A 12,375-nucleotide genomic window follows, 5' to 3' on the forward strand; every position below is an offset into this window, starting at 1 on the left:
GATCCTGGCAATCGGAGTCGGCATCGCCGCCCAGCTCGCGATCATCTCCCGCCCAGTGGCCTGAGCCCCGACCGAAGACCGCCTCCTACCCCCAGGCACCGCCCTGGCGTGCCCGCTCGGGCCGCGTGCCCGCTCGGGCTGTGTTAAAAGGGGGCCCTTCCTCTACCGCAGGCGTTAATAGGGGGCCCTTCCTTTCACCGGCGGGCCCAGGTCCAGGCGTAGGCGGCGTCCTCGCAGTCCGGGGCGGCGTCGCAGAGGTCGAGCGGGCGGAAGGTGTCGACCATGACCGCAAGCTCGTCGAAGAAGTCCACGCCGATGGAGCGTTCCGCCGCGCCGGGCTGTGGGCCGTGCGTGAAGCCGGAGGGGTGCAGCGAGATGGAACCCTGCTCGATGCCGGAACCCCGCCGGGCCTCGTAGTTGCCTCCGGTGTAGAAGAGCATCTCGTCGGAGTCGACGTTGTGGTGGTGGTACGGCACCGGGATGGCGTCCGGGTGGTAGTCGACCTTGCGCGGCACGAACGAGCAGATCACGAAGTTCGGGCCCTGGAACGTCTGATGCACCGGCGGCGGCTGGTGGATCCGTCCGGTGATCGGCTCGAAGTCGTGGATGGAGAAGGCCCACGGGTAGAGGTGGCCGTCCCAGCCGACCACGTCGAACGGGTGGTTGGCGTAGACGTGGCGGGTCCAGCCGCGTCGGTGGCGGACCAGCACCTCGACGTCGGTGCCGTCGACCAGTAGCGGGGTGTCCGGTCCCCGGACGTCGCGCTCGCAGTAGGGCGAGTGCTCCAGGAACTGGCCGCGTACCGAGAGGTAGCGCTTGGGCGGGCCGATGTGCCCGGACGCCTCGATGGCGAGCAGCCGGGTCGGCGAGTCGCCGGTGGGCACCAGGCGGTGCACGGTCGAGGTGGGGATGATCACGTAGTCGCCGGCCACCGCGTCCAGCACGCCGAAGGTCGACTCGACCCGCAGCGAGCCGGCCTCGACGTAGAGACACTGGTCGCCGGTGGCGTCCCGGAACAGTGGGGAGGGCCGGTCGGCGAGCACGTACGCGATCCGTACGTCGTCGTTGGCGAGCAGGTACCGCCGGCCGAGGATGGGGTCGGCCCCGGTGCCGTCGAGCTTGTGGGTACGCAGGTGCCGGGGCTTGAGCGGCAGGTTGGGCACCCGGGTCACGGCGGGCGGGGTGAACTCCTCGGCGGCGACGATGGCGGTCGGGGCGTACCGGTGGTAGAGCAGGGACGAGTCGGAGGAGAAGCCCTCCTGGCCCATCAGCTCCTCGGTGTAGAGGCTGCCGTCGGGCTGCCGGAACTGGGTGTGACGCTTGCGTGGCACCTCGCCGACGCTGCGGTAGTACGGCATGTCGCCTCCCGTCACCGACCTTGTGGCGTCCGATTATCGGACGCGGTTGTCCGCTTATCACAGCGTCCCGTACATTCTTGTCTCGTGTCAACGCAGCTGCCCGCACTCGTCGCCGGCCTGGTCGACGACGCCGCCGTCTTTCCGCCGGGCAGCGCCTCCGTGCCCGACGCCGTGCTCGCCCACCGGCAACACCGGACCGCCTGGTACGCCGACCTCGTCGGCCCGCTGCTGCTGCCCGCCACGGCGGTCACCGCGGGTGAACTGGACGGTCTGGTCGATCCCGCCGAGGGATTCGCCATCGGGCTGATCGGCGACACCGGTCTCGACCAGTTGCCCTTCGTGCTCTCCTTCCTGCCCCCGCTCGGGGTGACCGTCCGGCAGATCGAGGCGCCGGTGGCCAAGCGCGGCGAGGACCCCCAGCCGGGCCTGACCGAGCTGGTCAAGCTCACCCAGCGGCTGGAGAGCGTGCCGGTGTACGCGGAGATCCCGCTCACCTTCGGGCTGACGGGCGCGCTGGACGCCCTCGCCGAGGCACGGGCCCGCGGGCTGCCGATCGCCGCCAAGTTCCGCACCGGCGGCCTGGCCGCCGAGCTCTTTCCCAGCCCGGCCGACCTGGCCGCCGTGATCAGGGCCTGCCGGGACCGGGCGGTGCCGTTCAAGCTCACCGCCGGGCTGCACCACGCGGTGCGGCACGTCGACCCGGAGACAGGCTTCACCCACCACGGCTTCGGCAACGTGCTCGCCGCGACGCTTGCCGCCGCCGAGGGGGCCGGGGTGGAGACCATCGCGGAACTGCTCACCGTCCGCGACGAGCGACCGTTGGTGCAGTGGACCGACGGTCGTCGGAACGCGGCGCGCCCGCTCTGGGTGGGTTTCGGCTCGTGCAGCATTGCGGAACCACTCGCCGACCTGATCCGGCTGGGCCTGGTGTACGGGGACGACGACCACCTCACGAACGGGAGCGAGAGAGCATGAGCTGGGTGACGGGTGTGGCGGGTTCGGGCTACGGCGTGCAGCACCTGCCGTACGGGGTGTTCCGCACCGGCTCCGCCGAGCCACGGATCGGCGTACGCATCGGGGATCTCGTCCTCGACCTGGCCGGTGCGGAGGCCGCCGACCTGGTGCTGGCGGGCGGCGCGCTGGGCCGACCGACGCTCAACGCGTTTCTGGCGCTGGGCCGCCCGCAGTGGACGGCGGTACGGCAGCGGATCACCGAGCTGCTCACCGATCCGGCCCACCGGGCGGCCGTGGAACCGCTGCTGGTGCCGTTGTCCGAGGTGCGGATGGAGCTGCCCTTCGAGGTCGCCGACTACGTCGACTTCTACTCCTCGGAACAGCACGCCTCGAACGTGGGGCAGATCTTCCGGCCCGGCCAGCCGCCGCTGCTGCCCAACTGGAAGCACCTGCCGATCGGCTACCACGGCCGGGCCGGCACGGTGGTGGTCTCCGGCACCCCGGTGGTACGCCCGCAGGGGCAGCGCCCCGGCCGCGAGGGGCCGACCTTCGGCCCTTCGGCGCGGCTCGACATCGAGGCCGAGGTCGGCTTCGTGGTCGGCGTACCCAGTCCGCTCGGCCGCCGGGTCGCCGCCGCCGACTTCACCGACCACGTCTTCGGCGTCGTACTGGTGAACGACTGGTCGGCCCGGGACATCCAGGCCTGGGAGTACCAACCGCTCGGGCCCTTCCTGGGCAAGTCGTTCGCCACCTCGGTGGCCGCCTGGGTGACCCCGCTGGACGCGCTCCGGCACGCCTTCGTACCCGCGCCCGAGCAGGACCCGCCGGTCGCCGACTACCTGCGCGACGAACCCCACCTCGGGCTGGACCTGCGACTGACGGTGAGCTGGAACGGCGAGCCGGTCAGCCAGCCCCCGTTCGCCGGGATGTACTGGACGCCGGCCCAGCAGCTGGCCCACCTGACCGTCAACGGTGCCTCGCTGCGCACCGGTGACCTGTACGCCTCCGGCACGGTCTCCGGCTCCCGGCGCGACCAGGTCGGCTCGTTCCTGGAACTCACCTGGGGTGGTGCCGAGCCGGTCACCGTGGCCGGAGCGGAACGCACCTTCCTCGCCGACGGTGACACGGTGACGATCACCGCCACCGCCCCCGGACCGGAGGGCAGCGTCATCGAGTTGGGCGAGGTGACGGGCACGGTGCAGCCGGCCCGCTGACCCCTTTCCGACAGGTGGCCGCTATCGCACCGGCTGTGCGATGACACTGCGTCACCGACATCGTTGATCGCCTCGGAATTCCGTCGCCACGCCGCGCCGGGCCGACCGGCGCCCCCCGTTTCCGGTCGGCCCGGTCCCGGTCTGGCGACACGTCGAAGCCGAGGGAGATGACACGATGCACGATTTCGTGGGCGCGATCTGGCGTACCAGCAGTCGCTCCAATGACCAGGGTCTCTGCGTGGAGGTGGCCGACAACCTGGCCCGAGCCCACGGCGTGGTGGGCATCCGCGACTCCAAGGACCAGACCGGCCCGGTGCTGATGATCAGCCCGCCGGGCTGGAGCGCGTTCGTCGACGCCATCAGGACGGACCGCTTCACGCACTGAGGGAGAGGGGTCTCCGGGTGGTGGAATATCCGTCCCGGGGACCCCGGACCGCACTGACCGGGCGTACCGTCGACGTCACGGGAGGTGGCATGTCGACGGTTGCGGTCCACAGACTCGTTCCGGCGCCCACGGCCGACCTGTGGCGCCTGCTCACCGACCTGCCTCGGCGTTTCCCGCCCGACGTGCCGGTCGAGGTGCTGACCCCGGGGCGGTTCGGGCCGGGCACCGCCTGGCGCGAGACGCGAATCCGGCCGGACGGCAGCCCGCTGGCCGAGGAGTTCGTCGTGCTGGCGGCCGAGCCACCCCGGCGGCTGGTACTCGGCTCGCCCGGCAACGGTGTCGACTACCGGATCACCTGGACGCTGCGGGAGGTACGCCGTCGCCGCCGCCGGTACGCGGCGGTGCGCGTGACGGTGCAGGCCCGGCCCGCCGCGCGGGCCGGTCGGGCGGTCGCGTTGCTGTTCGGCGGCCTGGCCGCCGGTGCCGCCGAGAAGGTGCTGCGGCAGGACATCGCCGCCCTGGCCGCCGCCGCCGATCGCCACCGGGCCACCTGAGCCGAGCGCCCCGGGCCGGTGCCGGCCGCTGGACGGGCCCGCCCCGGGCCGGTGCCGACCGCTGGACGGGCCCGCCCCGGGCCGGTGCCGACCGCTGGGTAGGGTGCCGGGCGGGGAGGTGCGGCATGAGGTTGGCGACGGGCGGGCGGCGGATCGTGGCGGTGGTGGCGGCGGTGGGCGTCGTCGCGGCGACCGCGATCATCGCGTACCGCGTGCTGGCCCCGGCCGAGGTCGTCACCACCGCCCGGGCCGCCTACCCGGCGCTGCCCACCCCCGAGGCCGGCGTGGTGGGCCGGCTGCCGGTCACCCCGTTGATCGTCGACGGTCGGCTGCGGGTGTACGCCGCCCAGCGACAGGTCTACGCCGACCAGCCGGCCGACGAACGGAACCGGCGCACCCCGTACTGGTCCTACCGGCGCTGGCCGGCCACGCTGGACGCGGTGGTGACCAGCGGGACGACCGTGGTGAGTCGATGGTCGGACGGGCAGTTGGTGGCGCTCGACGCGCGTACCGGGCAGGTCGCGTGGCGGGCCGACGGGCCGGAGCCGGACCGGGAGCGGGCGGCCCGACGCACCGGTACGACCACCGTCTGGCAGCCGCGCGGGCTCTCGGTGGCCCGCAGCGGCGACGGCCGCGACGTGGTGGTGACTTCCGGGGCGGATCAGGTCGGGGCGGTCGACCTGGCCGCTGGTACGCAGCTGTGGCGAGCCGAGGTGGATGCGGGCTGTCGGGAACCTGTCGGCCCCAGCGCGAGCGGCCAGTTGCTGACCGTGGACGACTGCGCCGGCCCGCCAGCGGTGGAGTTCCGCGACCTGGCCACCGGTGCGGTCACCGCCCGCTGGCGCCCGCCGGACGCCGGTGCCGACCTGACCGCCACGCTCTTCGGCTGCGCCTCCGACGGTGCCGGCTGCGCCGCGCTGCGCACCGCCGGACCGGGGGACGCGACCGCGCGGAGCTGGCTGCTCGGCACCGGTGACCCGGTCCCGGTGCCGGCGCTGGCCGCGACCGGTACCGAACTGGTCGGCGAGACGGCGGTGACCATGACGGACGGGGTGCTTGTCGGCCGCTCGGTCCCGGCCGGCGCCGAGCGCTGGCGGGTAACCGTGGGACCGGGCCGCCTCATCGCCGTCCAGACCGGGCGGGTGCACCTGCTGACCGAGGAGAACGAACTGGTCACGGTGGATCCGGCGACCGGAGGGCAACTGTCCCGGTTCGTGCTCAACGTCGGCTCCGACGGCACGGGATGGGCGCCGGGCCTGGCGTACGCGGCCGACGGGTACGTGGTGGTGGAGCGGCTGCGTCGCCCCGTCGATGCCGACGGGGACGAGCAGCGCTACTACTTCACGTCCGAGCCGTTGATCATCGCCGCGACCTGATCCGGTCAGTCGCCCGACCGGTCGGAACGGATCAGGCCAGGGCGGACTCGGCCGCCGCGAGAAAGGCGTCGTTCTCGGCCGGGGTGCCGATGGTGACCCGGACCCCGTCGCCGGGGAACGGCCGGACGATAACCCCGCGCGACTCGCACGCCTTGCCGAACTCGACCGCCCGGTCGCCGAGCGGTAGCCAGACGAAGTTGGCCTGGCTGGTCGGCACGTCCGGCACCAGCTTGCGCAGCGTCTCGGTGACCCGGTCCCGCTCGGTCACCACCAGGTCGCAGCGCCGCCGTACCTCGTCGGCCTGGGCGAGCGCGGCCAGCGCCCCCGCCTGCGCGGCCAGGCTGGTGGAGAAGGGGGTGACGACCTTGCGGATCGCCGCAGCCACCTCCGGCTGGGCGACCAGGAAGCCGATCCGCAGGCCGGCCAGACCCCACGCCTTGGAGAGGGTGCGCAGCACGGCCACGTTGGGTCGGTCGGCGTAGTCGAGCCCGTCGGGCACCTCGGGGTCGGTGACGAACTCCCGGTACGCCTCGTCGATCACCACGAGCACGTCGTCCGGTACCGCGTCGAGGAAACGGTCCAGCTCGGCCCGGCGTACCGCGGTGCCGGTGGGGTTGTTGGGGTTGCAGACCAGGATCATCCGGGTCTGGTCGGTCACCGCCGCCGCCATCGCCGCGAGGTCGTGCCCGTGCCCGGCGTCGTTGGGCACCCGCACGCTTGTCGCGCCGCTTGTCGCCGCGATGATCGGGTACGCCTCGAACGAGCGCCACGAGTAGAGCACCTCGTCGCCGGGCAGGCAGGTCGCCCGGACCAGGTGCTCGGCCAGCGCCACCGAGCCGCAACCGGTGGCGATCCGGTCCGGGTCCACCTCGTACCGCTCGGCCAACGCCTGTCGGAGCGCCACCACGCCCATGTCCGGGTAGCGGTGCACCCCGGCGACCGCCTCGGCGACGGCCTCGACCACACCGGGCAGTGGGCCGTACGGGACCTCGTTGCTGGCCAACTTGATCGCCTCGGGCAGGCCCAGCTCACGGGCGAGGTCGGCCGGGCTGCGGCCGGGCACGTAGTTGGGCAGCGCGTCCAGGTCGGCGCGGGTCAGCCGCGGTGTGGGCCGGTGGCGTCCGGTGTCGGTCATGGGGTGTCTCCCGGGGGATTGGCGCGGTCGGCGGAGGTGCGGGGAACCTTCACCACCACGGTCTGCGCGCGCTTGTCGTGCAGCGCCTGCCGAAGTGGGTGGTCGAAGAGGGGGGAGAGCGCGTCGATCAGCTGGAGCAGCAGGCCGAGGCCGCAGCAGTACCAGAGCAGGGTGGGCAGGCCGAGGGTGTTCCACCGGCGGAGCGCCCGGCCGAAGCCGAGCGGCGCGTCCGCCTCGACGGGCAGCACCTTGATGCCGGCCACCCGCTTGCCGAAGGTCTGCCCGTTGGCGGCCATCGCCGGCACCTCGTACGCAAGCCAGAGCGAGGTGGCGATCAGCAGGATCACCACGACCAGCGAGCCGGCCTGTTCACCTGCGGCGGGAAGCGGTTCGGTCGTCCGGTCCTGGGTCTGTATCCGCCGCCAGAACTCGTCGACGACGGGGGAGAGTTCCGCGAGGTAGCGCCAGAAGAACCAGCCGTTCACAAGCGCGTTGAGCGCGAAGACGATGCCGAAGTCGATCAGTCGGGCGGTCAGCCGGGCACCGAACGAGGCCAGCGGCAGCCCATGGGGCCGGATCTCCGGCGGGCGGCCGGGCCAGGTCGGCGGGTACACCCAGCCCGGTGGTGCTCCCGGGGCACCGGGCTGCCCCGGCGGCAGGCCCTGCGGCCAGCCGGCCGGCGGGGGCGTCCCGGCGTGCCGGTCGGCCGACGCGCCGGTGGGTGCCGGTGTCGCCGGGGTGGCCGGGGTGGCTGGCTCCGGTTCGGGCTCGGGCTCGGGCTCGGGTGGGCCCGCAGGCGGGGTGGCATCGACCGGGATGGGTGCGCCGATCCAACCCTCGCCGTCCCAGTACCTCCGGGTCTGCGGATCGGCGGGGTCGACGTACCAACCGGGTGCCACGCTCACGTCGGGGCCTTGCTGTGCTCGCTCACCTCGACACCTTAACGACGACCGTTCCGACGAACGCGGCCCGGCGGCACCACAGCCAGGGCGTGCGCTGCTCCGGGGCCGGTGGACCGGTGCGCGACCCGACGCCGTCGGTGGCGGGTGGCGGCCCACCGACCGGCGGCATCGGGTACGACGGAGACCGGGTCACGCTCGACAGTCCTACAGGTTGCCGCGCTTCTCCTGCTCGCGCTCGATCGCCTCGAAGAGGGCCTTGAAGTTGCCCTTGCCGAAACCGAGCGAGCCGTGCCGCTCGATCAGCTCGAAGAAGACGGTCGGGCGGTCCTGCACCGGCTTGGTGAAAATCTGGAGCAGGTAGCCGTCCTCGTCCCGGTCGACCAGGATCTTGCGGGCCTTCAGCTCCTCGATCGGTACGCGTACCTCGCCGATGCGGGCGCGCAGCTCCGGGTCGTCGTAGTACGAGTCCGGGGTGTCCAGGAAGTCGACACCGGCGGCCCGCATCGCGTCCACGCTGGCCAGGATGTCGTTGGTGGCCACCGCGATGTGCTGGGCGCCCGGGCCCTGGTAGAACTCCAGGTACTCGTCGATCTGCGACTTCTTGCGGGCGATCGCCGGCTCGTTGAGCGGGAACTTCACCTTGCGGGTGCCGTTCGCGACGACCTTGCTCATCAGCGCCGAGTAGTCGGTGGCGATGTCGTCGCCGACGAACTCCGCCATGTTGGTGAAGCCCATGACCCGCTTGTAGAACTCGACCCACTCGTCCATCCGGCCCAGCTCCACGTTGCCGACGACGTGGTCGACCGCCTGGAAGAAGCGCTTCGGCTGGATGCCAGCGTCGATCATCGGCTGCCGGTCCACGATCGGCTTGCGGGCGACGAAGCCGGGCAGGAACGGGCCGGTGTAGCGGGACCGGTCGACAAGGGTGTGCCGGGTGTCGCCGTACGCGGCGATGGCCGCCATCCGGACGGTGCCGTGCTCGTCGCTCACGTCGTGCGGCTCCAGCAGGCCGGTCGCGCCCTGCGCGGTGGCGTGCGCGTACGCGGCGTCCACGTCCGGCACCTCCAGCGCGATGTCGGAGACCCCGTCGCTGTGCTTCGCCACCTGCTCGCTGCCCTCGGCGTGGGGGCGGACCGCGCCGGTCAGCACGAACCGGGCCGAGCCGCTGGTCAGCACGTACTGGGCGTGGTCGCGGTAGCCCTGCTCCGGACCCCGGTACGCCACACAGGTCATGCCGAACGCGGTGGAGTAGTAGTGCGCCGCCTGCTTGGCGTTGCCCACCAGGAAGTGCACGTGGTCGAGGCCCTTGACCGGGAACGGGTCGCGGGCGATGTCGTGGTCGACGGCGCCGACGAGGGCGTCGACGTCGACCTCCTCGGTCGACTGGGGTCGGTCGATCGCCTGGGTCATGGTGGCCTCCCTTGCGTACCGGCCGGCCTCGGGGGCCGACGCTGTGCTCTTCCCCGGACTATCACCGTGCGCCGGTTAACTAGGCAACTGTCATCGATTTGGCTGGTCAGGTTGTGCAGGAAGTAGGGTGATGAGCCATGAACGCTGGTCAAGGTGTACAGCTCGATGCGCTGGATGTCTCCCTGATCGAGCTGCTCACCGAGGAACCCCGGATCGGCGTGCTGGAGTGCTCCCGCCGGCTCGGCGTGGCCCGGGGCACCGTCCAGGCGCGGCTGGACAAGCTGGTCGACCGGGGTGTGATCGGCGGTTTCGGGCCGACTGTCGCGCCGACGGCGATCGGCTTCTCGGTGACCAGCTTCGTCACCCTGGAGATCAGCCAGCGGCACGGGCACGATCCGGTCACCCGCCACCTGGCGGGGATCCCGGAGGTGCTTGAGGCGCACACGATCACCGGTTCCAGCGACCTGCTCTGCCGGATCGTGGCCCGCTCCAACGCCGACCTGCAACGGGTGATCGACCAGATCGTGGCGTACGAGGGGATCCGCCGCGCCTCCACCATCATCGCCCTCGCCGAGCAGATCCCCTACCGCGTCCTGCCCCTCCTCCGCTCCGCCCTGGCTGAAGGAAGGGCCCCTTATTAACGCCTTGTGCATAGGAAGGGCCCCTTATTAACGCCGGCAGCCTGACGCCGGCAGCCTGACGCCGGCAGCCTGACGCCGGCAGCCTGACGTCGGCGGCGTCAGTCGGCGGCGAGGGCGTCGCCGAGCGGGGTGCGCCGGTAGCGGACGGCCCGGCCGGAACGGACCCGGCTGACCAGGCCCGCGTCCCGCAGCACCGAGAGGTGGTCGCCGACCCCGCCCAGGCTCAGCCCGAGCTGGGCGACGAGTTGACTGGTGGTGGCGGGCAGGGCGAGCGCCCGCAGCACCGCCGCCCGGGAGCGCCCGACCAGCCGGTCCAGCGCGTCGGCGGGACGGGCGGGATCGGGCGGGCCGAGCAGCTCGGCCACCCCGGAGGCCGGGTAGACGATCGCGTACGGCCAGGGGCGTTCGACGTAGGTGATCAGCGTGCCGAACACGGTGGGTACGAAGAGCAGGCCCCGGCCGGCCAGCGCGTGTTCCTCCGGATAGTTGTCGGCGACCTCGATGACGCCGACGTCACCGCCGGGTGCCCAGCGCAGTCGAGGGTCCAGGTCCGCCACCGCCGCGCCCCAGCCGTAGGCGAGCAGTCGGCCGGCCCGGTGCACCAGGTCCCGCTCCAGCACCGCGCGCAGCCGGGGCCAGTCGGGCTGGACCAACGTCGTCCAGGCCGCCTCGATGGCATCCGCGAGTACGTCGACCACGTCCGGTGACTCGTAGATCCGGAGGGCGTACGCCGGTGGCGTGGCCCGGGGACCGGCGAGGTTGCGGGCCAGTTCGTCGCGGGCCTGGGCGAGCGGGGTGGCCCGGACCACCGCCAGCTCGTCGGCGAAGTCCCGCGCGGTGCCGTCCGGCGGAGGCTGGATGAAGTCGGCGTTGTAGCCGCCCCGGCGCAGCAGGGCCAGCAGCGCACCCACCGCCGGCAGCTCCCGCCGCAGCCGGTCGTACGCCGGGCGCTGCCGGGCCACCCACGGCGCGAGGCCGAGGGCGGTTCGCTGCCCCGCCATCAGTCTCAGCGCGGAGACCGCCTCGCCGAGCGGCGAGATCGCGTACCGGCTCGCCGCCACGTCGGCCGGGGTGATCCTGATGCGCACGTCGAGACCTTTCGCTTGACGGCGAAAGGATAGACCGCGCCACGGCGGCCCGTCACGCTGACCAGCGTGAACAGCAGCAGTACGACGGCGGTCCCGAGGAGATTGGACCGGCCGGCCACCTTCCGGGACGTCTTCGCCGTCGCCGAGTTCCGGGTGGTCTTCGCCAGCTTCGGCGTCTTCATGATCGGCGAGACGGTGAAGATGCTCGCCCTCTCCGTGCTGGTCTACGAACGCACCGGCTCCGGCCTGCTGGCCGCCCTGGCGTACGTCACCGGGTTCCTGCCGCACGCGCTGGGCGGGATGTTCCTGCTGGCGCTGGCCGACCGGTGGCCGGCGCGCGGGCTGATCGTCGGCTACGACCTGCTGCGGCTGGCCATGGTCGCGGTACTCGCCACCGGGTTGCTGCCCCCCTCGGCGATGCTCGGCCTGGTCGCGGTGGTGGCGTTCTTCGGCCCGGTCAGCACCGCGGCCCGGAACGCGCTACTGCCGGAACTGCTGCGCGGCGACGCGTACGTGCTGGGCCGTTCGCTGTTCAACGTGGCGGCCGGGGGTACCCAGGTGGCCGGGTTCGCCCTCGGTGGCCTGCTGCTCGGCCTGGTCGGCCCGTACGGTGCGCTCTGGCTGACCGCAGTGACCTGCGGTCTCTCCGCGCTGATGGTGCGGGTCGGCCTGGCCCGCCGTCCCGCCCGGTCGCGCTCGATCCCGGTGCCGGACGGTCCGGTCCGGGCCGGCGCGGTCCGCGAGACGATGCGGGTCAACCGACAGCTCTTCGCCGACCGCCGGGTCCGGGGACTGCTGCTCGCCCAGTGGCTGCCCGGCTCGCTGCTGGTCGGCGCGGAGGGCGTCGCCGTGCCGTACGCGGCCGACCTGGGACCGGGCGCGAGTGCCGGCGTACTGCTGATGGCCGGCGCGGGCGGGATGCTGGTCGGCGACCTGCTGGTGGGACGTTTCGTGGCACCGGCCCGGCGCGAACGGTGGACGCCCTGGCTCGCGCTGCTGCTCGGCGTGCCGATGCTGGCGTTCCTGGCCACCCCGGCGCTGGTGCCGGCCGCGGCCCTGTTCGCGGTGGCCACCGCCGGGTTCGCCTATCAGCTCGGGCTGGCCCGGCGGTTCCTCGACGCGGTCCCCGAGGCCCGCCGGGGGCAGGCGTTCGGGCTGCTCAGCACCGGAATGATGGCGGCACAGGGGTTGGCGGCGGCGGGTGCCGGCGTGCTGAGTGAGCTGCTCGCGCCGGGCGTGGTGATGGCCGTCGCCGGTGCCGCGTCGGTCGTCGCCACCCTGATCCTGTGGCCGGTCCTCGCCCCCGTGGGCACCCGTGGAAGACGTCGATAGGGGGCCCTTCCGAGCACGACACGCGG

Annotated in this window: 12 protein-coding genes; 7 read left to right on the forward strand and 5 right to left on the reverse strand. The window is 72.8% G+C overall.

Features of this window, described 5'->3' with window-relative positions; translation table 11 throughout:
• Window positions 1-194: 194 nt before the first annotated feature.
• Window positions 195-1,358 (reverse strand): homogentisate 1,2-dioxygenase, encoded by a 1,164-nt coding sequence (locus AC507J_RS08460; protein ID WP_496288501.1) that lies wholly within the window; start codon window positions 1,356-1,358, stop codon window positions 195-197.
• A gap of 84 nt (window positions 1,359-1,442) precedes the next feature.
• Here AC507J_RS08460 and AC507J_RS08465 point away from each other — a divergent pair, with 84 nt between their 5' ends.
• The 5 genes from AC507J_RS08465 to AC507J_RS08485 all read left to right on the forward strand — a co-directional run bounded on the left by AC507J_RS08465 (window position 1,443) and on the right by AC507J_RS08485 (window position 5,841).
• Window positions 1,443-2,333 (forward strand): hypothetical protein, encoded by an 891-nt coding sequence (locus tag AC507J_RS08465; RefSeq protein WP_496288502.1) that lies wholly within the window; start codon window positions 1,443-1,445, stop codon window positions 2,331-2,333.
• Entirely contained in the window at window positions 2,330-3,526 is a 1,197-nt protein-coding gene (gene fahA / locus AC507J_RS08470) for a fumarylacetoacetase (protein WP_496288503.1), read from the forward strand. Before AC507J_RS08465 ends, fahA begins: the two co-directional genes overlap by 4 nt.
• Window positions 3,527-3,701: 175 nt before the next feature.
• Window positions 3,702-3,911 (forward strand): DUF397 domain-containing protein, encoded by a 210-nt coding sequence (locus AC507J_RS08475; protein ID WP_496288504.1) that lies wholly within the window; start codon window positions 3,702-3,704, stop codon window positions 3,909-3,911.
• An 89-nt stretch (window positions 3,912-4,000) separates the two neighbouring features.
• A complete protein-coding gene (locus tag AC507J_RS08480; protein ID WP_496288505.1) occupies window positions 4,001-4,465 on the forward strand; it encodes an SRPBCC family protein in 465 nt (154 codons plus the stop codon).
• A gap of 125 nt (window positions 4,466-4,590) precedes the next feature.
• Window positions 4,591-5,841 (forward strand): outer membrane protein assembly factor BamB family protein, encoded by a 1,251-nt coding sequence (locus AC507J_RS08485; RefSeq protein ID WP_496288506.1) that lies wholly within the window; start codon window positions 4,591-4,593, stop codon window positions 5,839-5,841.
• Between the two features lie 31 nt (window positions 5,842-5,872).
• Here AC507J_RS08485 and hisC read toward each other — a convergent pair whose 3' ends face one another.
• From hisC to hppD, 3 genes are all read right to left on the reverse strand, one after another.
• A complete protein-coding gene (gene hisC, locus AC507J_RS08490) occupies window positions 5,873-6,976 on the reverse strand; it encodes a histidinol-phosphate transaminase (RefSeq protein WP_496288507.1) in 1,104 nt (367 codons plus the stop codon).
• Entirely contained in the window at window positions 6,973-7,881 is a 909-nt protein-coding gene (locus AC507J_RS08495) for an RDD family protein (protein ID WP_496288508.1), read from the reverse strand. Before AC507J_RS08495 ends, hisC begins: the two co-directional genes overlap by 4 nt.
• 201 nt (window positions 7,882-8,082) lie before the next feature.
• Window positions 8,083-9,288 (reverse strand): 4-hydroxyphenylpyruvate dioxygenase, encoded by a 1,206-nt coding sequence (hppD, locus tag AC507J_RS08500; protein ID WP_496288509.1) that lies wholly within the window; start codon window positions 9,286-9,288, stop codon window positions 8,083-8,085.
• 137 nt (window positions 9,289-9,425) lie between these two features.
• On the opposite strand from hppD, the gene AC507J_RS08505 reads away from it, so the two are divergent.
• Window positions 9,426-9,929: an Lrp/AsnC family transcriptional regulator gene (locus tag AC507J_RS08505; protein WP_496288510.1), complete on the forward strand. Its 504-nt coding sequence runs from the start codon at window positions 9,426-9,428 to the stop codon at window positions 9,927-9,929.
• A 98-nt stretch (window positions 9,930-10,027) separates the two neighbouring features.
• Here the strand turns inward: AC507J_RS08505 and AC507J_RS08510 are convergent, their stop codons facing one another.
• A complete protein-coding gene (locus AC507J_RS08510; RefSeq protein WP_496288511.1) occupies window positions 10,028-11,017 on the reverse strand; it encodes an ArsR/SmtB family transcription factor in 990 nt (329 codons plus the stop codon).
• 66 nt (window positions 11,018-11,083) lie between these two features.
• Here AC507J_RS08510 and AC507J_RS08515 point away from each other — a divergent pair, with 66 nt between their 5' ends.
• A complete protein-coding gene (locus AC507J_RS08515; protein WP_496288512.1) occupies window positions 11,084-12,349 on the forward strand; it encodes an MFS transporter in 1,266 nt (421 codons plus the stop codon).
• Window positions 12,350-12,375 lie beyond the last annotated feature (26 nt).

It is taken from the genome of Micromonospora sp. PRAS1, assembly GCF_059553435.1.